Raw genomic sequence first — 24,806 nt, forward strand, 5'->3', positions numbered from 1 at the left:
TTTCACGAAAAAAAGCGCCGTGACTCTGCAATGGAGACACGGCGCTTTCATCATTTGTTCAACTCACGCTGCGTCCAGATCGCGTTTTAGGTTGGGATTGCGGGAACGCATCAAGGGCTGGATATATTGGCCAAACTGCTCCATGCCGATGACGAAGTCATCAAAGGTCAGCATGATGCCTTTCAGGCCTGGAGTGCTCAAAGCAATTTCATCCAGCATTGCCGCGACTTTTTCATAGGAACCGATCAGCTTCAGCATGCCGGTTGGCTGCGGATTTTTGATCTGGCGCACCAGGGCGGCGGCCGTTGAGCCTTCTTTGGCCACCGTATCCTGCCCGGCCTGACTGGCCTGCCATTCCAGCGCTTCGATGTCGGTGCCCTGCTTGTAAAGCTCCCATTTTGCAAAGGCCAACTCGTCGGTGCGGTCGGCAATCACCATCAAAAGCAGAAAGGCGCCGGTGTCGCGTCCGCTTTGCTTTGCTGCGGCTTCCACTTTGGCCACCATGGTGCGGGCACCATCGGTCTGGTTCATATCACCGCCGGCACCAATGAAGTTGTAGTCTCCATATTCTGCCACAAACCGCATGCCGCGTTCCGACTGGCCCGCACCAACCACTGGGATGTGGGCGGATGGACGCGGCGACAGTTTGCAATCATCCATTTGGAAGAATTCGCCCTTGAAGTTGGAGACACCCTTGGTCCACAAATCGCGCATCACCTGCACATATTCCGAGGCATAGTCATAGCGGCGGGCAAAATGCTCGGGTGTCAGCTCAATGCCCATCTGCTGGTATTCTTTGGGCTGCCAGCCGGTGACCATATTGATGCCAAAGCGGCCCGGCGCAATCGAATCGATCGTTGCGGCCATGCGTGCCACCACTGCGGGCGGCATGGTCAACATGGCCACAGATGCAAACAGCTGAATTTTCTTGGTGACGGCGGCCAAACCGGCCATCAGGGTAAAGGATTCCAGATTATGGACCCAATATTCACTCGGGCCATTATAGCCACGAAGCTTGATCATCGACAGAGCAAAATCGAGGCCGTAATGTTCTGCCTGCTGCACCACCGCCTTGTTGAGCTCAAAACTCGGCATGGTTGCGGGTGAAGTGGTAGAAATAAGCCAGCCTCGGCTGCCGATGGGAATGAAAACTCCAATCTTCGTCATAAGCGCGTTCCTCTCTTCTCTTGTTATGCGACAAGAGTTGAACGGCTCGTGTGTAATGCCAAGCGACGAATTCGAAGCTGTACCTTGAGAAAAACTCATGCCCGCAGGGGAGGCCGTTAAACAGACGGCGTGAAAAAGACAGGCTGAACATTTCTCATCACCACCATCAGGAAATCGCAATCGCCAATAGCGTCGCTTGCCTCTACCGTCGCGCAGAGTTGTAAGGAAAAGAGGACAGGCGCATGGCTGTGTGGGATCGATTTCTGACTGACGATGACAAGCTTGTGGTGGCGCGGCGTGCGCGGCGCCCACTGAATGGACCGGGCCGTCGCAATGCCTTGCTGATCATTGATATGCAAGTCACGGCCTGCGGTCTCGACAAGCCGATTTATGAGCAGCTTGATCTTTACTCGGGTGCCTGCGGTCCTCACGCCTGGAAAGCCATACCGGTGCAACAACGCTTGCTGGCGGCGGCACGCGCCGCGCAGATGCCGGTGATTTACTCCAAGCATGTATTCTACGACATCAGTGGTCTTCCCGAAGCGCGGTCCGACAATAACTTCAGCGCCCGCAATGCAAAATCCGATATTCCGTCAGAGGTTGCCATGCAGTCTGGCGATCTTCTGGTGGAAAAACAGACCCCGAGCTGTTTTGCCTTCACCAATCTACATTTGATGTTGAGCAATCTGAGTGTCGACGGTCTGTTACTGGCAGGAAATAGCACCAGCGGCTGCGTGCGGGCCACGGCTGTGGATGGCACGGCTCTTGGTTATAAAATTCAGGTCATCGAAGAGGCGGTGTTTGATCGCATCGAAATGTCCCATGCGGCCGCCTTGTTCGATATGCAGTTTAAAATCTGTGATGTGATCAGCGAAGACGAGGCGTTGAGCCAGTTTAGCAGTCATGGTGCACGCAAAACCCAAGCTGCCTGATCTCCATATTCAACAGTGAGCATTTCAACTTTTCACGCAAACGCGGAAATGCTTTTACTGGAAAGAATTCAATCATGACCTTCCGCGCCGCCGCCGTGCAGCTTGGCCCTGCAAGTGCCACGATCAAAGCCACTCTTTCCCGCATTCTAACCTTGCTGGATAAGGCGGCAGAGCAAAAAATCACGCTGGCGGTGTTGCCGGAGCTGGCGCTCACGCCTTATTTTGCTGCCACGATTCATGACCGCGCGGCTCAATATGCCGATAAGGTGGAGAACGATGCAGCAATTTCGGCAATATCAACCAAGGCCCGCGATTGCGCAATGACGGTGATCCTGCCGTTTGCCGAGCAGAACGGCAATCGCATCTACAATTCCATGGCCTTCATCAATAGCCGAGGCGAGCATGTTGGCACCTTTCGCAAAATGCATATTCCAGGCTTCGTGGAGCAGAAGGAAAGTGGCGAAGTCACCATTCTGGAAAAGCGCTATTTCGCACCCGGAGACAAGGGATTTGCCGTTTATGACTGCACACCCTGGAAGCTGGGCGGACTGATTTGCTATGACCGACGCTTTCCCGAGGCCTATCGCTCGCTGTTTGTGCAGGGTGTCGATGTCATCTGTATTGGCTACAACACGCCTGTCATGCCCGGCAATACACTGTCTGCAAGCCGCCATGCCTCGGAACTTGCCATGTGTGGCGGGGCCTATTCAAACGGCACCTATGTGATTGCGGCGGGCAAAGCGGGCATGGAAGGCGGTTTGCGTTACATCGGCGGCAGCGTGGTGATTGGTCCGGATGGGAACATTCTCAAGAAAGCGAAAACCATGAGCGACGAGTTGGTGGTGGCTGACATCGATCTACAAAAACAGCAGTCTATTCGAGACAGGTGGGATTTCGGGGCCAATCGCCGGGCAGATAGCTATGTTATGAGCGCAGCGGTCTGACGGCACCAATGGCTCTCACGACACTCCGTTTGATGCTGGCAAACCGTTTCCCAGCCTTGCAGATCCGCAATTTTCGCATCTTTTATCTCGGTCTGCTCTTGTCCCTTGCCGGTCCATGGATGCAGACCACCGCGCAGGCGTGGCTGGTGTTGAAACTCAGCGATTCCTCGCTCGCGCTGGCCACGGTGACATCCCTGCAATTCCTGCCGATCATGCTATTGGCATTGGTGGGCGGCGTGGTTGCCGACCGATTTCCAAGACGCCGTTTGATGGCCATTACCCAGAGCCTTGCGGCAGTGCAGGCACTGTTGCTGGGTGTGCTGGTGATGACAGATACGATCGCGCTCTGGCATATCTATCTTTTGGCTCTCAGCCTGGGCGTGATCAATGCACTCGATAATCCGTTAAGGCAGGCATTTGTCAGCGAACTGGTTGATGTGCCAAGGCTTGGCAACGCCATTGCGCTTGTGTCAATGATGCAAAATCTTGGCCGCATCATTGGCCCCGCCATTGGCGGTGTGGTGATTGCGGCATTCGGGGTCGGTCCAGCGTTCCTGATCAATGCGCTGACTTGCAGCACGATCCTCTTTGCGCTGGCATCTATCCGCGCTGGAGATCTGCAACCCATCCGCTTCAGCGGCCGTTACACCATGTTATCTCAGATCGCGGAAGGGTTGAGCTATGCCCGCAAAACCCCCAGTATTCTGTTTCTGCTGATCGCGACAGCCTTTATTGGCATGTTCGGGCAGAACTTCACGACCATTGTCCCTTTGGCGGCCAATTATCTGGTGCATGCGGGTGCTGCAGAATTCGGCCTGTTGAACTCTAGCCTTGGTATGGGGTCATTTTTTTCCGCATTTATGCTGACGGGGCGTCGAAAGCCAACCGTTGGACTGATCCTGGTTGCCGGTCTCAGCTTTGGTCTGGTGCTGATCGCCATTGCCTTCTGTGGCTCCCTCGTTGTCAGCTGCCTGCTGTTCTCGCTGGTCGGTGCCGCAGCAGTCACCTTTTCGACATCGGTCTCCGGTTCATTGCAGATCCAATCTCCGCCGGAGATGCGCGGGCGTTTTGCATCGATGGTCCATCTGCTGATTACCGGCTCATCGCCTATTGGGGCTATGATGACTGGTGTGCTCGCTGAACATTTTGGCGTATCCGCTGCCATTTTCACCAATGGTGTGTTGTGCTGCATTGGCACGGCTTTCGCCTTTTTCTATTTTCACAGGATGCGACGGTATTTTCCTTTCGATCTCACCCGTCCCGCACCCAATGGCCGAACGCAGCCTATCCCAAAGGCACAAGCTGCCGAATAAACTTAGTTTTGCCTATATTTTGAACGTCTTTGATTTTGATCAATTTTTAGACTTGCCGTTCTTATGCTCTCGTGGTCTTCTTTGATTGGGAGGACAACCAATAGGGGACGTTGGCATGAGAAGACGTGTACCTCTTAACTCTGTGCGGGCCTTTGAAGCGGCGGCAAGACGCATGAGCCTTGTGCAGGCCAGTGACGAATTGTGTGTGACGCCGACGGCGGTCAGTCATCAGATCCGGCAACTTGAAGATTTTCTACAAACCAAACTGTTTTTGCGCCGCAGCAGCCGCTTGGAGTTGACGCCGGAATCGCGGGCCTGCCTTGCCAAGCTTACCGAAGCGCTGGACATCATAGACGATGCAATTTCCGCACTTCACAAGCCGGTGGACATGCCGGAGCGTCTGGTGGTTGGCGCATCAGCTTCCGTTGGTTCTTTGTGGCTCATGCCAAGATTGCGGAATTTTTATCGTACAGCGCCAGAAATTGATATCTCGCTGACCACCTTCATCGAACGTTCGACGATTGAGACAGACACTTCCGATGTCTGGATCTGCAACTGGCACACCAATCTCGATCGGCGCGTGGAACTGCTATTAGAAGAGGATATTATTCCCGTTTGTTCGCCGCAAATGGCTGAGGAGTTTGGTGAGTTGAGCTTTGACTCCTTACGGGAGTTACCCCTTGTTCACGTGGACCGCGCCAAGGCGAGCATTAATGGCCAATATCCAGATTGGGACCGTTACCTGCGTGAATATGGCATCAGTCGCAATGACATTGCCAAAGGCCCACGCTTCAATCAGGCTGGCCCTGCCATCGAAGCGGCCAAAGCGGGGATGGGGGCCCTGCTTGGGCGCTCTATTCTGATTGAGCACGCCTTGGAAACTGGAGAGTTGATCCGGCTAGGCGACCCATATCCAATTCGCAATCCTTATTATCTCATTTCACCCCTGCAGCCGGCCTCCAAAGCAGTCAAGACGTTTAAGGATTGGATTTTTGCTGAGGCCAAAAACAGAACCAGCGTTTTTGCGGAACTGCCCCATAAAAACCGGAGAGAATCAAATTTTTGTTTGAATATTTAAGAACGGGCGCGGGAATTGGTGTGAGCCGAGCCAAGTTTGCCGGAGACCCCAACTCGTGAGAAGTAGGGTCTATGACAAGCAAGACGACGAACAAATTCTCCCCTGACGTCCGCGCCCGTGCCGTTCGAATGGTCGCGGAGCAAGAAGCGGAGCATCCGTCGCGTTGAGCGGCTGTCTGCTCGATCGCCGCCAAGATAGGGTGCTCGGCACACACGCTCAATGAATGGGTTAAGAAGTCCGAGGTGGACAGCCGCAAGCGAGCGGGTCTGTCAAACGATGTCTCAGAGAAGATGAAGGCTCTGGAGCGGGAAAACCGCGAGCTTCGTCAGGCGAACGAAATTTTGCGCAAAGCCTCGGCATATTTTGCCCAGGCGGAGCTCGACCGCCCACTGAAGCGATGATTTCCTTCATCGACGAACACCGCTCGGTGCTCGGGGTCGAGCCGATCCGCAGGCTGCTGCCGATTGCCCCGTCCACCTACTATGATATTGTTGCCAAGCGCACGGATCGCCTGTCAGCCCACGCCCGGCGTGACATGGCCATGAAGGTCGAGATACGCCGGGTGTTCAATGAGAACTTCCAGGTCTACGGCCTGCGGAAAGTCTGGCGGCAGTTGCAGCGGGAGGGTTACGACATCGCCCGCTGCACGGTTGCTCGGCTTATGAGGGCGATGGGGCTTCAAGGCGTCATTCGTGGCAAGCCTGTCAAAACCACCGTGTCGGACAAAGCCGCACCGTGTCCGCTCGACCGCGTGAACCGGCAGCTCCATGCTCCCGCGCCGAACAAGCTGTGGTTATCCGATTTCACCTATGTTGCGACTTGGCAGGGTTTCGTTTACGTGGCTTTTGTGATCGACGCATTCGCCCGTCGCATCTCCGGCTGGCGAGCAAGCCGAACCGCCCACGCAGGTTTCGTCCTCGACTCCCTCGATCAGGCACTTCATGACCGGCGGCCCGTCCATCGCGGCAGGCTCATCCACCATTCCGGTCGCCGCGTACAATACGTGTCGATCAAATATTCCGAGCGCCTGGCGGAGGCGGGCATCGAGCCTTCCGTCGGAAGTGTCGGCGACAGTTATGACAATGCTCTCGCCGAAACGATCAACGGGCTTTACAAGGCCGAGGTCATCCACCGGCGAGGACCGGGGCGTAACTTCGAAGCCGTGGAGTTCACCACGCTCGAATGGGTCGACTGGTTCAACAACCGGCGTCTTCTGGAGCCTATCGGAATATCCCACCAGCCGAAGCCGAGGAGCGATGCTACGCCATGCTGGACACCCCAGCATTGGCCGCATAACTTAAACCCAACACTCTCCGGCAAACCCGGCGCGGTTCAATGGTTCGGTTGGAATCAAGCCCACTCGAACAGAATTGGCTGGGCACCTTCCCAAAGCGTCTTCTTGCCAAGTTCGGCCAGTTTCTCGAGACCTGACGTCACGGTGATGAAATGGTTACCGGCAAGCTGGCCCATTTTTGAGGAGAAATCCACACCGCCGTAGGCGATCAGGATCTCGGTCTCGCTGATGCCACCCGGATAGAGGATGACGTGACCTGGTGCGGGATGACTTGTGTGGTTTTCATAGCCGACACCAAAATTATAGTCGCCCAACGGAATCCACACACCTTCCCCAGACCAGCGGACATGCACGATCTGGCCCTCGAATGGCATGCGCGCCAGGAAGGCTTTGGAGGTTTCGGGTGCCTTTTCTGTCTCCAGAATGGCGTCAAATTCAAAGTTGCCCGCAGTGATCTTCAGCTTCATCAGGGTATGTCTCCAGTGTTGATCGCGGCATAACTTTGAAATCAAAATCGATTTGAGATGAAAATGATGCCGCATTTTAAGGTGTTAAAATGTCCTTTGTGCGTTTGAAAAAACGCACAAAGCTTCAGAGATAATTATTGCTGCGCGTGCTGGCAGGGCGGTAGGTACCATCACCCTTTGCACCCAGAAGTTCGCCGTCCTGTATCATGATGCGGCCGCGAAGGATCACCGTGGTTGGCCAGCCTTTGATTGGAATGCCTTCGTAAGGCGAATAGTCCGCGCCGTCATGCAGGTCAGCGTGGCGAATGATGCGTTCGACACCCGGATCCCAGATTGCGATATCGGCGTCGGAGCCGATAGCAATCGTGCCTTTTTCTGGATAGAGCCCATAGGTTTTCGCATGGTTGGTGGCAGACAGGGCCACAAAACGCTGCAGATCAATGCGTCCTGTCATGACCCCTTCGGAGAACAGGATTGGCAGGCGCGTCTCTACACCGGGTATGCCATTGGGAATATGGCGGAAATTCTCGCGCCCTTTAGGATTGAGCTTGCCACGCTCGTCGTCGTAACGGAATGGGCAATGGTCTGATGAAAACAGATCGAAAATGCCCATCTCAATCCCACGCCAGCATTCTGCCTGTGCAGCCTGATTGCGTGGCGGCGGCGAGCAGACAAATTTTGCCCCTTCCCAGTCCATTCCGTCCAATTGATCTGCCGTCAGCATAAGATATTGGGGGCATGTTTCGCCGACGACTTTGACACCCCGCGCGCGGGCACGGGCAATTTCGTCCATGGATTCGCCGTTGGAAATATGCACGATGACTATAGGGACATCGACAACCTCGGCCAGCGACAGGGCACGGTGGGTCGCTTCGCGCTCGACAGCCACGGGCCGCGTTGAAGCATGGGCGCGTGGTGCAACCTCTCCGTTGGCTTCATGCCGTGCGATGAGAAACCGGATCGCATCCTCGTTTTCACAATGAACCATAACAGTCGCCCCGGTTGATCGCGCAACATCGAGCGTTTTCAGGATCTCGGCGTCAGTCAAGCGCAGATCATCATAGGTCATGAACACCTTCAAAGAGGCGTAACCATCCGCGACAAGTGCTGGCAGTTCCTGCCCCAATAGCGACTCCGTTGGATCCGATAGGATCAGATGAAAACTGACGTCAGTATAGCAATTGTCCTTTGCGAGCGCGTGGTAGGCAGTCAGGGCCTCTCGCATGGGTCGACCTTTTTCTTGCAGGCAAAAAGGCATAATGGTGGTATTCCCACCAAACAGTGCCGAACGCGTACCACTTTCAAAATCGTCAGCCATGACAATGCCCGCGCCCGATGGCTGGGAGATGTGGACATGGCTATCAATACCGCCTGGCAGCACGAATTTGCCTGTGGCGTCGATTGTCTGCGCGTCGCCGTTCAGATTGTCGCCAATCTGAACGATCTTGCCATCGCGGATACCAATGTCGGCGTGAAAAATATCGGAGGCGGTGGCAATCGTGCCGCCTTTGATGATCAAGTCGAATGTGCTCATCGTCGTCTCTCAGTGATGCAGGATTTTACCAAGAAACGCCTCGGTCCGCGGATTGTGATGATTGTTGAAAAAGTCTTCTGTTGGCCGATCTTCGACGATCTCCCCTTGATCGATAAAAATCATCCGGGTGGCAACGCGGCGGGCAAAGCCCATTTCATGGGTAACCACCATCATTGTCATACCCTCGCGGGCAAGAGTGCTCATGACATCGAGAACTTCCGAGATCATTTCCGGGTCAAGTGCCGAGGTGGGTTCATCAAACAGCATGGCCTTGGGGTTCATGGCGAGCGCCCGCGCAATGGCTACTCGCTGTTGCTGGCCGCCGGAAAGCTGCGATGGGTATTTTGCCGCGTGACCGATCATGCCGACACGCTCCAGCAGTTCCATGGTCAATTTTTGGGCCAAGCCTTCACTTCGACCCAAAACGATGCGCTGAGCCAGCATGACATTGGCTTCGATGGTCAGGTGTGGGAAGAGCTCAAAATTCTGAAACACCATGCCAACGCGGGATCGCAGGTCGGGTAGATCGGTGGCGGGATCTGCCACTTCGATGCCATCCACACGAATTGATCCCTGCTGAATAGGCTCAAGCGCATTGACGCATTTGATCAGGGTGGATTTGCCTGACCCTGAGGGGCCACAGACCACCACCACTTCCCCTTTTGCCACGCGGGTCGTGCAGTTCTTGAGCACAGCGAACTGACCATAATATTTGCTGACGCCGGTGATCTCGATCATGATCGACCTCCTTGGAACCGAGAAATGGAAAAGGCCGACAGATCACGGCCCGGATCGCGACCTTGAATGAGGGCTGCGGTGATCTGCCCAACGATCGGGCCAAGTGTGTAACCGTTGGATGTGACCGCGTTGAAGAAGCCCGGCATAGCAGGATGCTCTCCGAGAATTGGTGCACCGTCGATGTTGATGTTCATCGCAGCCCAACTGCGGATCACATGCAGTTTTCGCAAGCTAGGCACCACATGCTGCGCCACCCAAAGGTTGCCTTCTATGCTCGAAAACAGTGGCCTGGGATGGCTGTGGACTGGATCAAGGCCTGCGGTCCAGCCGCCACCGATTAGAAAATTGCCGTTGGCAGCTTGTTTCAGGGTTAAATGCCGATCCGCATGGGCGATGAGGTGGGAAATCGCAGGTGCTGCCGCCTCAGTGACCACCATTTGCAGCGGCGCACCGAAAACCGGAACGTCGAGGCCGAGCATCGCACCAATCCGCGCGGCAAATGCGCCTGCTGCGTTGACAATGCGGCGAGCACGAATGGCCCCGCGCGAGGTCTTAATCAGAAATCCGGTGTCCAAATTCTGGATTGACAGCACATCTGTGCGATCAAAAACACGGGCTCCTGCGGTTACGGCGGCTTCAGCCACATGGCGCGTCGCCACCAGCGGATTGATCTTGCCTTCTTGAGGGCAATAGGCCGCACCGATCATGGCATCCGAGAGCAATGGCTCTAGCCGGCGCAGATCGTCCTTGCCGATCACATGGCAATCTATCCCGCTTTCGCGTTCAACGCGGGTCTTTTCTTCCAGAAAGCGCATATGCGCTTCTGTCTCGGCAACCATCAAACCGCCCGTGATCTTCATTTCGAAGTCACGCTCCAGTCGTTCGCTTAAGGACTGCCACAAGTGGATAGAATCGCGCTGCAATGACAGGGTTCGTGCCGCGGGCGTGCCGTCACCCTCGGCTCGTGCACCGTGATCGAAGGACAAAAGCTGGGCGTGCAGACTACCGGCATTGCCGCCAGAGGCTAAACCGCCCGGAAAACCCCTTTCAAGTACCACAACGTCTTCGCCCGCCTCGGCCAGAAAGAGGGCCGTTGATAGGCCCGCAATGCCAGCACCGATAATGACCGTTGCAGCCTGCTGCACCGGCAGAGGTTTTGAATGTGCAAGTGGCGGCCTTTGTGGCAGCAGCGCACGTTTGTGGCCGCCCCATTCGGGCTTTTCGACAGCCAATGCTGCAAGAGGCACAGGCCTCAGCGGCATTTGTGGTGCCAGATAGCCTTGCGTGTGATTTTCGGGGTGCCCAGACAGCAATGTGAGTGTGCGGTTACAATAGCGGCCCTGACATCGCCCCATGCCAGCGCGGCTCACACGTTTGAGCGTTGCAATATCGGGTGGCCCCTGTTCGGCAAGGCCCTTCAATGTTCCAAAAGCAATGCTTTCACACCGGCAGGCCAGAGTATCATCAGAAGGAGGGTGGGAGGTGATGTCCGGCGAGAACAGATGCCAAAGGGCAGATTGAAAGGCCGTTGCGCGGGCGAGCCGTCGATGGGCATCCCGATCAGGCGTGACGGCATGTCCCAGCTTCTTGGCGATCGACAGCCCTGCCAGCCGACCCCTTGCCATAGCCATATGAGCCCCACCGAAACGCACCGCTTCCCCGACGATATGCACATGGGCAAGGGAGCTTTCACCATCTTCACCGCAGATTGCAATGAGCGAGCCGTCTGCTGCCACTGTATGATCGCAGCCCAAAAGCCGCGATAATTCATTGGATGGGGTGAAATCTCCACCGAGGAGTACGGTGTCAACTTCAATCTTGCGCTCGCCATCCGGCCCTGACACGGTTGCCGAAGCGACATATCCATCTCCTTTAATGGACTGAACCTGTGTCTGCCATGCGATGTGGACACCCGAGCGCTGCAGCCGCGTCATGTCACGCAACCCTTTGAGTGCCAATGCAGGGTTTTGGCGCAACAGTGTAAACGCTTCGCGTTGACGGCTCCATGGTGCGGCGGCACGCTCCGCAACACAGATAATTTTGCCACCGGCTTTGTGAATTTCCGCAGCGACCTGAAAATTGAGCGGGCCATTGCCCGCGATCAGGATTCGGCGTCCAGGTAGCGTGCCATAACTGCGTAACAATGTTTGCGCCGCACCGGTTGTCATAACGCCTGCAAGTGTCCAGCCATCAATTGGCGCAGGTCGCTCGAAAGCACCGGTGGCAAAAACCAGCATGCGCGGCTTGATATAAAAAGCACCTTTTGCACCATGACAGGCAATCACAGTGTGGCCCTCAGCAGCTTGGGATGCACCCCAAACGGTCACGCTGGATAAGATCGTTACGCCAAGAGCATGCAGTCGGTCGATCAGATCGGCACCGTCGCGGGCTTGACGATCGCCGTCGAGGGCAAGCGTTGCGTCGACTGTGCTCGGTTGCTTGTAAAATTGACCGCCTGATATGTGCCTTTCATCGACAATGATGACAGAGACCCCTGCGGCAGCCGCAGTCTCTGCCGCTGCAAGGCCGCCGGGGCCTGCGCCGATGATCAGCAGATCGACGTCGAGATTGGCCAGTGTGGTCGCGACAGGTGCTAGATCGGCAAGGCCCGTTTCGGCAATATCCGGGCGCGGCTGTTGACGCACAATACGCATGCCATCACGGATAGGTGTCATGCAGGAACGCTGGCTTGTGCGGCCATCCACCGTGACCAGACATTCGTGGCATACACCCATGCCACAAAACAGGCCGCGCCCGTGACCTTTGGTATCCGTTGAAAAGCCCGGTTGACCAAGGTGACTGAGAACGGCGGCAACGGACATGCCAGCATCGACTCGATGCGCAACCCCGTCAATATAGACAGAGTTTTTTGCGCCTCTCGTGATCAATGCGGGCATGGGTATCCTCTTTTGCTCCAGTTTTCAAACCGCAAGCCGAAATGTTCGACAAGTGATTTCATCTCGGCATCTTGTGCCGGAGGCAGCGGAAGGCGAGGCGGCAACGGGGAGCCCGCAGCAAACCCCATGTGATTGAGCAGGGACTTCGATCCAGCAACATAAGCTTGGCCGCCAACCGCTTGAATGAGAGGTAGCCATTCCAGATAGAGCGCACGCGCCTCATCATATTTCTGTTCGTCTGCGGCCAATGTGAAGATCCGAGACATTGGACCCGGCGCGATATTTGAGGCGACGGCGACCCAACCTTGAGCACCCATGACAAAAGACTCAAAACCCAGAATGCCGCCAAAGGGTGTCATGGATGAGCCGGCTAGACGCACGATGTCGCGAATACGGGTGACTTCGAGGGTGGATTCCTTGACATAGTCGCACCCATCAATCTGCGCTATGCGAGCCAAAATTTCCGGCTTGAGATCAACATTGGCCGTGGCTGGGTTGTTATACACCATGATCGGAATGGAAATCGATGCCGCAATGGCGCGGTAATGCTCGACCAATTCATCGTCTGTTGGTGTGCAATAGAATGGAGGAATGACCATAATACCATCTGCACCCATGGCTTGGGCATTGCGCGCGAGACGCACGGCTTCGCGTGTGTCTTCAGCGCCTGTGCCGATCAACACGGGGACGCGGCCTGCTGCTGTTTCAATCACGGTGCGGGCAACTGCGTCGCGATCATCTTGGGAAAGCGAGAGGAACTCACCCGTCGAGCCGAGCGGAATCAGGCCATGAATGCTTTCACGGATCTGCCAATCGGTAAAGGCGGCAAGAGCTGGAAGATTGACGCTTCCATCAGCATCAATCGGTGTAATCATCACGGTGAAAACACCGCGAAATGGCTTAGGCATAGAATTTATCCTTCTAGAATATCAGCGTTTTTCAGAGAGGTTTACGACTGCCGTGGATCGACCAAACCGCTTTTCAATGTGTCTCTGAACGAAGTCCCAAACTGTGGTCAGGAGCAGGTAATAGAGGGCCGCTACGGTAAACAGCTCCAGCACCATGAATTTTTCCTGGATCAAAACCTGCGTACGGCGCAGCAATTCCTCCATCGAAATCACGGATGTGACCGACGTGGTCTTGAGGAGGCCGTTGACGGAATTTCCGAGCGGAGGAATGATGATTTTGAAAGCCTGCGGCATGACGATGTAGCGCATGATCTGGCGTTCACTCATGCCCAAGGCGCGGGCCGCCCGTGATTGGCCTTCCGATACGGCTTCAATCCCGGCCCGGATGATTTCTGCCAAGTAGGCAGCTTCGTTCATCGCAAGCCCGATCAACGCCGCCTCAACAACCGAAAAGCGCACGCCCAACTGCGGCAGAGCGGTATAAATCATGATCAGCTGCACCAGCAGCGGCGTGCCGCGAAACAGCCAGATATAAAACCAACCGATCGACCGCAGAGATCGCCGTTTTGAGCGGCGCATGAGAGCCACAATGACAGCCAAAGCCAAGCCAAAGAACAGTGAAACACATGTCAGCCAAATCGTGGTGAATACCCCATCAAGAATGAATGGGGTAAAGAGATAGTGGAAAAAACCGGACCAGCTCCAGATTGACACGACACGTCCTTTTTAGAGAATTTCCAGCAAAAACGCGTCGCGGTTTTGCGTGAGGAAATGCGCAAAGAGAGAAATATCGAGCATTTGCCATTTCCATAAAAATGGACATGCTCTCGCGATTGTAGAAGGAGCCGACCGAAGTCGGCATCCTCGCACGCATGATGAGACTTTGGTCTAGCGGTTAGGGCCCTTGACCGAATAGTCACCATCAATCATTGGCAAGCCGTAACTTTCAAAGAGTTTGCCGAGTGAACCATCTGCTTTCATGCCCTTGAGGACACCAGAAACGGCGTCGGCGAGAGCAGGGCTCTTAAAGGCGACAGCGACCGGGGCTGGGTAGAGGCCGCTCACCGCACGGCGGAAATCTCCACGGGTTTCGTATTCCTTGGCGACACCATCAATGGATACGACGCCATCAACCTGACCAGCGCGAAGCGCCTGGAAGGCGAGAGCGAAATTATCGAATGTCAGAATGTTGAGGCCTTTTTTGCCAGCAGCAGTCAGTTCTTTGTCGAGAACGCGGGTCTTGCTTTCTTCAAAGCCACCAATTTCGACGCCAATCCGCAGGCCGGCGAGGTCCTCTTTGGTCTTTATGGATGTGTTCGTGTTGGCGACGGAGATGCTGATCGCCTGATTTTCATAAGGGATCATTTGCATCATCGCAGCACGCTCTGGCGTGAAGAAAATGCCGGTGTTGATCATGTCCCAGCGTCCAGCCTGAAGACCCGGAATCATCGCAGAAAACTCAATGCGGATATATTCTGGTGTCAAGCACAGCCGCTTGGCTATTTCTTTACCAAGCTCGATCCGCATTCCCTTTAGCTCACCGCTCGAGTCGACATATTGCAGTGGGGGCAGCGTTGGATTGGTGGACATGACCAATGTGCCGGGCTTGGTCAGCGCAGAATTTGGAACTTTGGGAGTGCAGTCTTCAGCAAAGGCGCAAGCCGCCGCAGATAGCATGAAGACTGATGCGAGAGATAGGGTGTGAATTTTCATTTTAGACCTCTGGAGCGTTGATGGATGTCTTCTTGTGGACATGCTTTGGAATGCTTGTTTTATTTGCATTCAATTGGTATACCAATTACATACATACAAAATATCGACTCGGCAAGCCTTACTTCGCGATGACTTCATTCTTTAAAGCAAAAGAAAAATCACACGTCGTGTCGCACGCTCAGCCAAAGAAAGATTCGGGGCATCATTGAGGGGTATTAGGAAAATTGCAGAAACGTGCTACTCGTGGATCTTTCACAAAAGAGTATTTGCTCTAATAGCTTGCCAAGACATTTTCACGGACACGCTCGAGGTGCAGCGCCATGGCTGCTTTTGCCGCGTCGGCGTTTCGTTGGCCAAGCGCCAAAATAATGGCACGATGATCTTCAAGCCCTGGCTTGCGTTGCGCAAGTTTACGCTGGCGCTCAAAAATCGTTGTGTAGCGTCGCATTTGCACGATCGTGTCGGCCATGAACTGGTTTCCACTGGCCTCCCCGATCTCCTGGTGCAACATGTCGTCAAACTGCCAAACAAAGGCTTGATTTGGATCGGGGTCCTTTTCAATTGCCTTGAGCATCTCCTCAAGGGAGTGCACTGTGGCGGGTACGATATGCACGCTGGCCAGGGCCGCAGCACTTGGCTCCACGAGCAATCGCATGGCAAGACTATTGAGGTAGTCTTTGAGCGTGATGACGCGCACGGTCAATACACCCTTTTTATTGCGCACCAGAAGACCTTGGCCTTCCAATCGGCCGAGTGCGTCGCGCATTGGGGACCGCGAAACATGAAGGCGGTCGGCAAGCCTTCTTTCTTGTATAACAGCACCACCAGCCAACTGCGCCGAGAGAATTTCTTCGAGCAAGATACCATAGGTTTCGTCGGCAAGGCTCTTGTCGTTCGTGGTTGCGTCACTCATGCATTGTTGTTCCCGATGCTTTTGGCAATCCTGACTGCTATGGACCATGATGGGCACCGTGAAAAGTCTCTCATGTGGCAAGGGTCGACAATGACGCTAAGAACACAATATCAAAAGGATTTACACTGAGGTGATACCGTCTGAGGAGAAAATGGAAATACGCACTCAAGCGCGATCAAGCCACAAACTGGCAGCACTTGCCTATAATGCCGTCTCCGACATGATCCGCCATCGTCGTTTAGGCGGAGGTCATGTGATCGTCGAAGCGCGTCTTGCTGAAACGCTTGGTGTGTCAAGGACTCCGTTGCGTGAGGCGCTTCAGCGTCTGGAAGGCGAAGGACTGGTGCACAAGGGCGAGGGGCGTAACTATGTTGTGCGTCACGTTGACATTGGCGAATATATTCAAAGTCTCAAGCTACGTCTTCTGATTGAACCGCAGGCTGCGGTAGAAGCCATGGTCAGCATTCCTGGACAAAAATTAATTGAGGTGCGGCGCGAGATTGAGGAATTGATGGGGGCAACCGCTTATCATACCGATGCGCATTGGTTCTCCGACGATCATCTGCACAATCTCATTATCGATTACTGCGGCAACGAGGTTATGGCCAACGTCCTGCGCAGTTTGCGCGCCACGACCCGCCTTTTTGAAATCGGACAGTTAAAAGATCGGCTCACGCCCGACTCAACAGAACATCAGGTCATTATTGACGCGCTTCAACGTAAAGATGCTCAAGCTGCGTATAAGGCGGTCGCAATTCATATCGAAAGCTTAATTTCTTTTGCAAGAATGCATCTAAATCTGACGGAATATTAGCCTGGACAAGGAATTGTCATAGTGCATATTCTCTACCACATTCCCGACTTCGAATTTGCCCTAGAGACTTAATTTCGGGCCAGATAAAACACTGGCAACGGGGTGTGAATAAGTACAGAAGGTCGACACAGTTCGAAAGGACGATAAAAACATGAATTTAATTGTAAAATCGTAACGAGAGCGGGATCATCATAGGCACTGATCGTGACACGAAACGATCTCCATTACGTCTCAACAAATCAGAGTCTTACGGGACGGATCTAAGGAGCCAACCTCCGACGCCGATTCATAAATGCAGTCGGCTTGGTTTAGGTCGAGCCAAATTCCGGACGGAGTATTGGGCATCTCCCTGCACGTTTGAGCAAAAGTGTTCGACCATTGCTCTTGTTCCCGCTCGTGGATGCTGGCTTTTTATCACGTGTTCCGAATGGTGTCCTTTGTCCTAGGACCAAGGACACAAAGGCACGCCGTGCCGCAAACACGCGTGTTTCTCCAACTCCGCAGTGGTCTAGTCGCGCTTGGAAGAAGTTTCAAAACAGAACGTTACGATACGCTGAAAAATCTACGGTGCTGATAATAAAAGATAAAATAAATTCGCATCAAAGGTTCGATCCTGATCAAGGCGTGAGGAATGTTCATTCCTTGAGCACGTCAGTATAGTTTCGGGACTTCTGACGGAAGCGAGCTGGAGTGAAGCCGGTCAGATGGCGAAAGCTGCGTGCAAAGGCGCTGAGTTCGCTATAGCCAAGCTGCTCGGCGATGACAGGGATTGGCAGCCGCGTGTTGGCAAGTAGGCTTTTTGCGATTTCCATCCGGACCATGTTGCGCAGGTCCGCATAATTGACGCCGTTTTCTGCGAGTTTGCGCTGGAAACTGCGCAGGCTCATGCCGAAATCACCAGCCGCGTGGTCTATATCGATGCTCGCATGCTGGCAAAGAGCGGCGGCGATCCATGCCTTCAGCGCGGCCACGAGATCGAGACGTTTCTCCCGGCGGTAAAGAAGATCGGACAGTTCGCAGGCGATCTGCAAATGGCGATGTTCATCCCCGCCGGCGCCGATCGGGCGATCTAGAAACTTTTTTGGAAACACGATCGCGTTTTCCCGACGGCCGAACGATAAAGGGCAGGCAAGCTGTGATCGATAAAGCGCCAGATTGTCGCCCGGCATATGCTCAAACTCTATGCAGCACGGTTTCCAATCCTCACCAATGGTCGCAGCCAGCATTGTGTTCAGCAAGCTTTCGGTAAAGTCCGCATCCTGGGTCTTGTGACGGACCGTATTGTCATGGATGGAATAGGAAAACCGGGCGACATCGTTTTCTACGACCAGCGCCGACCGGCTGTTGCTCTGCAATGCCGGAAAATGGCGACTGAATTGCGTCATTCCTTCTTTGAGCGTTGGTGCCGTTAGAAACAGGGCGGCCAGGGAGCCAATTGCTTGGAATTCAAATTCTTTTCCAAGTTTCAATCCAAATATCGGATCGTTCGTTTCTTCAGAAGCGACCTCAAGGGCGGATGTGAAGGCGGCCAGCGGCATGAAATCGCTTTCGGCAAACAACGCATTGCTGCCAAGTCCGATGCGCGCCGACACTGTATCCGCGTCGAGCCCTCCGAGACGGATCGAAGCCAACAAGCCGTTCATGGCAGAGGAGGCAATGATGCCTGTTGTTTTCATGGCTTGCTCCGAATGGAACTTTCGAGTCTGCCCATGCAATAAGTGGGCCACATGGACCGACGCAACAGGCGGCCATTTTGGCATGAAGTGTCAAATACAGGCCCCAAAATTTTTGCATAGTAGAAACCCGGCTCAAAAGAACAAAACTATAGATAAATATCGCCTGTATTTTTTAGTGAAAAAGCTAAATTATACCGGCTTTGCTTCTCTGCAATACACCAAATATACAATTCACAATCGATCAAAAATGAACGTTCTATCTGGGGAAATTTCCATGTCCACAATTGAACTTGGAGAGGCCGGAACTGAACTCCGGCGCAATGCTATCGGGGTCAGCCATATCGTCTTTTTCGTCGTCGCCGCCGCTGCGCCATTAACGGCAGTGGTCGGTGCATCACCTGCCGCCTTTGCCTTCGGAAACGGTGCTGGCGTGCCGGCCACCTATTTGTTGGTCGGTGCGCTTTACCTGGTCTTCAGCGTCGGCTTTACGGCCATGAGCCGGTTTATCGGCTCGGCCGGTGGCTTTTATCCCTATATCGCTGCCGGCCTCGGCCGCCCGGCCGGGGTAGCCGGAGCGTTCGTCGCCCTTGCGACCTATGTCGCCATCGAACTGGCGGTCTGCGGCCTGTTCGGCTTCTTCATGAACGATATTGTCAAGACATCCGGCGGTCCCAGCATCGCCTGGTGGATCTATGCCTGCACACTTGCGGCCCTGATCTATGCTTGCGGCCGCCGCAATATCGAATTTTCCGGCCGAGTCCTCGGCTACTGCATGATCGCCGAGATTGCCATTCTTGCCCTGTTTGCCTTGTCGGTGCTGATCTCCGGCGGCGGACCCGAGGGTATTACTGTCGCTCCTTTCGGCCTTTCCGCCGTGGCCGGGCCTGGAATCGGTGTGTCGCTGGTTTTCGTCGTCGCCTCTTTCATAGGCTTCGAGGCAACCGCGATCTTTGGCGAAGAAGCCCGCGATCCAAAGCGCACCATCGCACGTGCCACCTACCTCGCGGTGATCATCATCGCCGTGTTCTATGCCTTCGTGACCTGGGCCGTTGCCTTGCATTACGGTCCGTCCAACATAGCCTCCGAGGCAACGGCCAATACAGCGACGCTGTACTTGACCGCCGTGCAGGCCATGCTTGGCGGTCCGGCCGGGATTGTCCTTAACGCCCTGCTGATCACCAGCCTGTTTGCCTGCGCGCTGTCCTTCCACAATACCATCAACCGCTATTTCTATTCGCTTGGCCGCGAGGGTATCGCCTGGACGGGTTTCGCACGCACGCACGGAACCCATCATTCGCCCCACATGGCGGGTGGCGTCCAGACCATACTGATGGTCGCGCTGATCCTGGCCTTCGCCTTCACCGGGCAGGATCCCTACGCGGTCGTGTTTGCCTGGATGGGCGCTTTCGCCAGCGTCGGCATCCTGCTCCTGCAGACAATGGTCTGCCTGGCGGTCATCGGCTTTTTCCGCACGGATACCCGTGGTGTCGGCGTCTGGCAGTGGATCGTGGCCCCGATCATCAGCATGGCCGGATTGCTAGCGTGCCTGGCGCTGATGATCATCAACCTGCCGCTGATCAGCGGCTCGCAATCGCCGATCGTCGCCAGCTTCCCTGTCATCCTGGCCATCATCGCCGCTGCAGGCGCCACCTTTGCGGTGTGGCTGAAGGCCCGCAAGCCGGCCATTTACGCCAATCTCGGCCGCGCCTTCGCTTAAAGGTGGGGCCCGGCTCAACCGCAAGACTTGCTGCGGCCCTTCGATAAAACCGCGACGGCGGCTCACAACCGCCGTGCTTCTTCACTTTCCGGCTGCAAAAGCCGAACAGACTAAGGAAGAATACCATGGACACCTGCTGTGCTTCCGCTGCACCCCGTCAGATCCCGCTGAGCATCACCCATCCCCTGCAGCCCCTGACCCCGGACGAAATCCGCGCGGTGGCAACGATCGTGCGCAAGGATCCGCCTTATGGCGATGACACCCGCTTTGAAACGATCGAACTGATGGAGCCGGACAAGGCGACTGTTCGGGCGTTTTCGTCCGGCGCGCTGATCGCCCGCAAGGCACGGGTAAACGTTTTCAGCGCCGCCGCCGTCACCGTCACCAGTCTCGTGGTTTGCCTCGATACGCAAACCATCCTCACCCGCAAGGATTTCCCCGGCAAGCGTCCGATGATCCAACTCGAACAGTTCCTATCCATCGAAGGTATCGTACGGGCCGATCCGGAGTTCATAGCGGCCTGCGCGAAGCGCGGCATCACCGACATGGAGACGGTGTGCGTTGATCCATGGTCGGCCGGAAACTTCGGTGTGCCCGGCGAGGAGGGTCGCCATCTCTGCCACATTTTCTGCTGGCTGCGGCTGCGCGAGAATGAGAACTTCTACGCCCATCCGATCGAGGGGCTGAATGCGGTGATCGACCTTATCACCGGCAAGGTTATCCGGGTCGACGACTATGGCGTAGTGCCCGTTCCGATGCAGGAAGTGAACTATGAAAGTCAGTTCATAGAAACCTTTCAGCCAACGGCCAAGCCGATCGACGTGGTGCAGCAAGAAGGCGTGAACTTCGTTTTCGATGGGCACCGCATCACCTGGCGCAACTGGTCGCTGGTCGTCGGCTTCAATGCGCGCGAGGCGCTCACCCTTCACGACATCCGCTTCGACGGGCGGCCGATCGTTAACCGCGCCTCGATCGTTGAGATGACAGTGCCGTATGGCAGCCCGGACAACGGCCATTTCCGCAAGAATGTCTTCGATATCGGCGAATACGGCATCGGCAAGCTCGCCAATTCCCTGAAGCTCGGCTGCGATTGCCTGGGCGTCATCAAGTATCTCGACGTGCACCTCAACACCATGGACGGCGATCCCTGGACGATCGAGAAGGCGATCTGCATTCACGAGGAAGATTCCGGGCTTTTGTGGAAGCATATGGATTTCCGGACAGAGCGCTCCGAAATCCGCCGGGGCGCCAAGCTCGTCGTCTCAACGATCTGCACCGTCGGCAATTATGAATACGGCCTGTACTGGTATCTTTTTCTCGACGGGACGATCGAACACGAGGTCAAGGCAACCGGGATCATCAACACCGCCGCCTGCATCCCCGGCCAGCCGCCGAAATATGGACGCGAAGTGGCACCTGGTGTCGTAGGTCATATCCACCAGCATATCCTATGCGCCCGCCTGGACATGGCGGTGGACGGCGATGCCAACAGCGTCGTGGAATGCAACACCTATGCCGAGCCGCTTGGTCCCGCCAACCCCTATGGCAATGCATTCTTCGAGGAGCAAACCGTTCTTGCCCGGGAGAGCGAGGCAGCACGCCGCGCCGATCCGGCATCGCACCGCTACTGGAAGGTCATTAACCCGAACAAGACGAACTATACCGGCGCTCCCGTTGGCTACAAGCTCGAGGCGAACCATTGCGTCACCCCGTTCGTTCATCCCGATTCGCCATCCGGAAAACGCGCTACGTTCGTTCAAAATCATGTCTGGGTCACGGCCTTCGATCCGGAAGAGAGATTCCCGGCGGGCGACTTCGTCAACCATTCCGATGGAGCCGGCGGGCTTATAGAATTCGTCGCCAAGAATCGGCCGATCGAGAACACCGATATCGTGCTCTGGCATGTCTTTGGCCTGCATCACCCCGTGCGTGTCGAGGATTTTCCGGTGCAGCCCTGCGTGTTCACTGGCTTTAAGCTGATGCCGAGCGGCTTCTTCGACCGCAATCCGGCTATCAACCTGCCACCGGTGGTCAACACGGCCAGCTGCGCCGCATGAGCATATCCGTCATGAACGGCACGTTGGCGAACAGGAAGAGGCAGAAATGATGCCGGATCTCCCAATGCTTGCGGGCACCGTTGCCGCTGGCTTCCTGATGGGCCTTGCCGGCAGCCTGCACTGCGCGGGCCAATGCGGCGGCATCGCCTCGTCGCTGCTGATCGCGACGGGTCAAGGTCGTTCCGGGCGGCAAAGAGCGCAGGCTTTGCTGGCCACCCAGCTCGGCCGCACGGTGACCTACACGATCGCTGGCTGTGTCGTCGGCATTGCCGGCGACGCATTGGGGCAGCTTTTTGATCTCGCCGGTCTACAGCCTGTACTGCGGGCCCTGGGCGCAGCCATGCTGCTGTGGGTGGGGTTTTCGCTAATTGGCGTGGTCCCAGGTCCTCAGCTCATCGACCGTCGCGTGATCGCCGCCTCGACGTTTTTGCTTGGCGGTCGTCAGGGACCCGTCCATTTCGGGAGGCCCTCAGCGTTGCTGCTCGGAATGGCATGGGGTATTGCGCCCTGCGCCATGGTCTACAACGCCTTGATGACTGCCATGCTCAGCGGCACGGGTGCAACGGGCGCTTTGTTCATGATGAGCTTCGGCTTGGCGACCGTTCCGGCGGTGGCTCTGACAGCTGTCGGCGCCGCCCAAATCGCTGTGATGGGGGCAACGCTGCCCAAGGCTGCGCTGCGCAAAGTCGTCGGTATCGCCATAGTCGCCTTGGGCTTTGGCAGTATCGTAATGCCTGCTGCATCCCTGACGGCGCTTTGCCTAAGCTAGTTAGTTATGAGACGGCCGCCGGAAGGTGGCGAATACAAATCCGGCTATAGATCGAATGCCACGATTCCGTCACATACCTTCTGTGGGTTCAGATCCCTTCAAGGCGGAGACGACCATGGCAGTGTCATGGGCGATGTGGACCAGCTGTTCATCCGAATGGCTATGCAGCTTCCCAAACCTGATTGAGGATTTTCGCCGCAAGCGCGGCCTTATCTTGCGGTAGGAAGCGGCCGTAGTGCTGCGAAGGACATCCGGTGTGTCCTGGATGGCATAGCTCGCCTGCTCGTAAGAACCGGTCTGTTTGAGGATATGCGTTGCCAAAATATCCCGAAGATTATGCGGCCCGTGCGGCAGTAACCCCTTCATGGCGCCGCGGCCGGTATAGGGATTGTAGATGCCATAGCGTTGGATCACGGTTTGCCAGGCTTCATAGAATTTGGCGGAATCGTATGCCGCGTCCAGACTGATTGTTTTGACCGTCCTAACGAACAAGGTGCCGGGAATCCTTCGCCGGACAGAGCAGCACACCGCGCCCTTTGACAATGCCGGTGGGCGAAGCGGCGAGCGCCCCGAACATCAGCCCGAAATGCTCGACCTTCTGCGATGCCGTTTCCTCGTACCATACCCCGTTGCGTTGAAACCCAATCGCCGTCAGCGTCGATGTCTTGAAGCGGATCAGATCGACCATCTCCATAGCCAGCCGTGGCGGTGCATCGACGACACCTGACAGGAGATCAGGATCTTCAAAGGTTTCCGTATTTTAGCTCGTGCTGTCTGGATTGATTTGCGATCGGGGCGACAGGGCTCTGCCGCCATAGGTGACGCCTGGAAACCGAATTGCATAGCGCTGTTTAATCGCCGCCGCCTGGTAGCGGCGATAGTCAGTCGAGCTCGAGATGATGAACCTGCGCACCCATTCGATGATTTCCTCCCGCTTAGAGAACGACAGGCTGCTGAAATCGCCTGGAAGATGCCATGCAAGACGCCGACGTTCCGCAGCGCTGATGTCACCCATATCATGGTCGTAGAGGGAGCGGGATTGGTGCGGCAAGTTCGCCTTGAAATAGCCTTGCACCAGTCGATAACGCTGCTCGATGCGGGATAGGATCTCGAAGCTTGTCATCGAACGTCTCGCCCAGGCGAATGACGACGCGGTAGAGTTGCCAGTAGCTCTCGCCGAACCGGCGCACGTGATAGAGGAGTGCATCCTGGAAACTTGCCGGATCATCGGTCGCCTCAAACAATGGCTTAGGAAATGGACTGATTGGTTTCGGCGGTGGCCCTCGGGGTACGGGCGGTAATTGTGCAGGGGGCTTTTCGGAGAGGATCTGTCGCGGTCTGGAACACGCCGCAGTTTTAGCCTTGCGCTGAACGGTATTGCGCGATTTCGTGCGTGTTTTCGTCGACTGTATGTCCTCGGCGGCAGGCGGTTCTCCGGGCCAGCGGATAATCGCGTCCAGCCCCGGACGGAGCGCCTTCTTCCAATCGGCCGTCAATTGGTTTTCGATCCCGCAAGACTGACCGATTGCTGTCCAGTCCATACGACCATTGGCGATCGGTGGTAACTGGCGATGGATGACGAGACCGATGAGAAAGGTCCTAATGCTTTGCAGCATTCGCTTTGAGGCGATTGGCGCAATGCGTACCTCGCAGTAATCCGAGATGTTTCGTTGAAAGTGATGAGATGAAAGATCGTGTTTTGCCATGCTCTTATTCCGTTTTCTCGGCACCAGTGCCGAGCGCGGGCGGGTAGGAGCGGACATTTAAAGAAGCGTGTATTGCGGGTGGGCTTCCAGTTTCGGTGCGCAGATTGCCTAACGTCCTATCAGTAGAGGAAACAAAATTGATCTGTAAGAAGATCTTTTAGTGTCATAT

At 55.5% G+C, this 24,806-nt stretch carries 19 protein-coding genes, 2 pseudogenes and 1 other annotated feature; of the genes and pseudogenes, 9 read left to right on the plus strand and 12 right to left on the minus strand.

Going from position 1 to position 24,806, the window contains the following annotated elements; all coding sequences use genetic code 11:
- Positions 1–63: 63 nt before the first annotated feature.
- Positions 64–1,167 (minus strand): pyrimidine utilization protein A, encoded by a 1,104-nt coding sequence (gene rutA / locus ASB66_RS21955; protein ID WP_060716920.1) that lies wholly within the window; start codon positions 1,165–1,167, stop codon positions 64–66.
- A 116-nt stretch (positions 1,168–1,283) separates the two neighbouring features.
- Positions 1,284–1,526, minus strand: coding sequence for a hypothetical protein (locus ASB66_RS26535; RefSeq protein WP_171431150.1), 243 nt, complete (start codon positions 1,524–1,526; stop codon positions 1,284–1,286).
- Here ASB66_RS26535 and ASB66_RS21960 point away from each other — a divergent pair.
- The 5 genes and pseudogenes from ASB66_RS21960 to ASB66_RS21980 all read left to right on the plus strand — a co-directional run bounded on the left by ASB66_RS21960 (position 1,506) and on the right by ASB66_RS21980 (position 6,730).
- Positions 1,506–2,099 (plus strand): isochorismatase family protein, encoded by a 594-nt coding sequence (locus ASB66_RS21960; RefSeq protein WP_234613896.1) that lies wholly within the window; start codon positions 1,506–1,508, stop codon positions 2,097–2,099. The two genes, ASB66_RS26535 and ASB66_RS21960, sit on opposite strands and share 21 nt — an antisense overlap.
- A 74-nt stretch (positions 2,100–2,173) precedes the next feature.
- On the plus strand, positions 2,174–3,043 hold the full coding sequence (locus ASB66_RS21965) for a nitrilase-related carbon-nitrogen hydrolase (RefSeq protein ID WP_060716918.1): 870 nt from the start codon (positions 2,174–2,176) through the stop codon (positions 3,041–3,043).
- Between the two features lie 8 nt (positions 3,044–3,051).
- Positions 3,052–4,356, plus strand: coding sequence for an MFS transporter (locus ASB66_RS21970; protein ID WP_060716917.1), 1,305 nt, complete (start codon positions 3,052–3,054; stop codon positions 4,354–4,356).
- Positions 4,357–4,471: 115 nt separating this feature from the next.
- Positions 4,472–5,434, plus strand: a complete 963-nt coding sequence (locus ASB66_RS21975; protein WP_081088954.1) for a LysR substrate-binding domain-containing protein — start codon at positions 4,472–4,474, stop codon at positions 5,432–5,434.
- A gap of 71 nt (positions 5,435–5,505) precedes the next feature.
- A pseudogene (locus ASB66_RS21980) lies at positions 5,506–6,730 on the plus strand (IS3 family transposase).
- Positions 5,790–5,906: a sequence feature (AL1L pseudoknot), on the plus strand. (Overlaps the previous pseudogene by 117 nt.)
- A gap of 54 nt (positions 6,731–6,784) precedes the next feature.
- Here ASB66_RS21980 and ASB66_RS21985 read toward each other — a convergent pair.
- From ASB66_RS21985 to ASB66_RS22020, 8 genes are all read right to left on the minus strand, one after another.
- Positions 6,785–7,195 (minus strand): DUF3830 family protein, encoded by a 411-nt coding sequence (locus tag ASB66_RS21985; protein ID WP_060716915.1) that lies wholly within the window; start codon positions 7,193–7,195, stop codon positions 6,785–6,787.
- Between the two features lie 124 nt (positions 7,196–7,319).
- Positions 7,320–8,729 carry a dihydropyrimidinase gene (gene hydA, locus ASB66_RS21990; RefSeq protein ID WP_060716914.1) on the minus strand — a complete coding sequence of 470 codons (1,410 nt, stop codon included), beginning with the start codon at positions 8,727–8,729 and terminating at the stop codon, positions 7,320–7,322.
- Positions 8,730–8,738: 9 nt separating this feature from the next.
- Positions 8,739–9,467: an amino acid ABC transporter ATP-binding protein gene (locus ASB66_RS21995; RefSeq protein WP_060716913.1), complete on the minus strand. Its 729-nt coding sequence runs from the start codon at positions 9,465–9,467 to the stop codon at positions 8,739–8,741.
- Entirely contained in the window at positions 9,464–12,364 is a 2,901-nt protein-coding gene (locus ASB66_RS22000) for an FAD-dependent oxidoreductase (RefSeq protein ID WP_060716912.1), read from the minus strand. The genes ASB66_RS21995 and ASB66_RS22000 overlap by 4 nt, the downstream gene beginning before the upstream one ends.
- Positions 12,352–13,272, minus strand: a complete 921-nt coding sequence (locus ASB66_RS22005; RefSeq protein ID WP_060716911.1) for a dihydrodipicolinate synthase family protein — start codon at positions 13,270–13,272, stop codon at positions 12,352–12,354. Before ASB66_RS22005 ends, ASB66_RS22000 begins: the two co-directional genes overlap by 13 nt.
- Before the next feature lie 21 nt (positions 13,273–13,293).
- Entirely contained in the window at positions 13,294–13,986 is a 693-nt protein-coding gene (locus ASB66_RS22010; RefSeq protein ID WP_060716910.1) for an amino acid ABC transporter permease, read from the minus strand.
- Between the two features lie 174 nt (positions 13,987–14,160).
- Positions 14,161–14,949 carry an ABC transporter substrate-binding protein gene (locus ASB66_RS22015; protein WP_411910111.1) on the minus strand — a complete coding sequence of 263 codons (789 nt, stop codon included), beginning with the start codon at positions 14,947–14,949 and terminating at the stop codon, positions 14,161–14,163.
- A gap of 307 nt (positions 14,950–15,256) precedes the next feature.
- Complete coding sequence (locus ASB66_RS22020) at positions 15,257–15,898, minus strand: GntR family transcriptional regulator (protein WP_060716908.1); 642 nt, start codon at positions 15,896–15,898, stop codon at positions 15,257–15,259.
- 151 nt (positions 15,899–16,049) lie between these two features.
- On the opposite strand from ASB66_RS22020, the gene ASB66_RS22025 reads away from it, so the two are divergent.
- Positions 16,050–16,712 carry a GntR family transcriptional regulator gene (locus ASB66_RS22025; RefSeq protein WP_060716907.1) on the plus strand — a complete coding sequence of 221 codons (663 nt, stop codon included), beginning with the start codon at positions 16,050–16,052 and terminating at the stop codon, positions 16,710–16,712.
- A gap of 635 nt (positions 16,713–17,347) precedes the next feature.
- Here the strand turns inward: ASB66_RS22025 and ASB66_RS22030 are convergent.
- Positions 17,348–18,388 carry an AraC family transcriptional regulator gene (locus ASB66_RS22030; RefSeq protein ID WP_060716906.1) on the minus strand — a complete coding sequence of 347 codons (1,041 nt, stop codon included), beginning with the start codon at positions 18,386–18,388 and terminating at the stop codon, positions 17,348–17,350.
- Positions 18,389–18,662: 274 nt separating this feature from the next.
- Here ASB66_RS22030 and ASB66_RS22035 point away from each other — a divergent pair, with 274 nt between their 5' ends.
- The 3 genes from ASB66_RS22035 (at position 18,663) to ASB66_RS22045 (ending at position 22,931) form a co-directional block, all read left to right on the plus strand.
- Positions 18,663–20,105, plus strand: coding sequence for an APC family permease (locus ASB66_RS22035; RefSeq protein WP_060716905.1), 1,443 nt, complete (start codon positions 18,663–18,665; stop codon positions 20,103–20,105).
- Positions 20,106–20,230: 125 nt separating this feature from the next.
- Positions 20,231–22,162 (plus strand): primary-amine oxidase, encoded by a 1,932-nt coding sequence (locus ASB66_RS22040; RefSeq protein ID WP_060716904.1) that lies wholly within the window; start codon positions 20,231–20,233, stop codon positions 22,160–22,162.
- Positions 22,163–22,208: 46 nt separating this feature from the next.
- Positions 22,209–22,931, plus strand: a complete 723-nt coding sequence (locus ASB66_RS22045; RefSeq protein ID WP_060716903.1) for a sulfite exporter TauE/SafE family protein — start codon at positions 22,209–22,211, stop codon at positions 22,929–22,931.
- A 160-nt stretch (positions 22,932–23,091) separates the two neighbouring features.
- Here the strand turns inward: ASB66_RS22045 and ASB66_RS22050 are convergent.
- Positions 23,092–24,637, minus strand: a pseudogene (locus ASB66_RS22050) (hypothetical protein).
- Positions 24,638–24,806: the final 169 nt, after the last annotated feature.

The organism is Gillisella vitis, assembly GCF_001541345.2.
Lineage (GTDB): Bacteria > Pseudomonadota > Alphaproteobacteria > Rhizobiales > Rhizobiaceae > Allorhizobium > Allorhizobium vitis.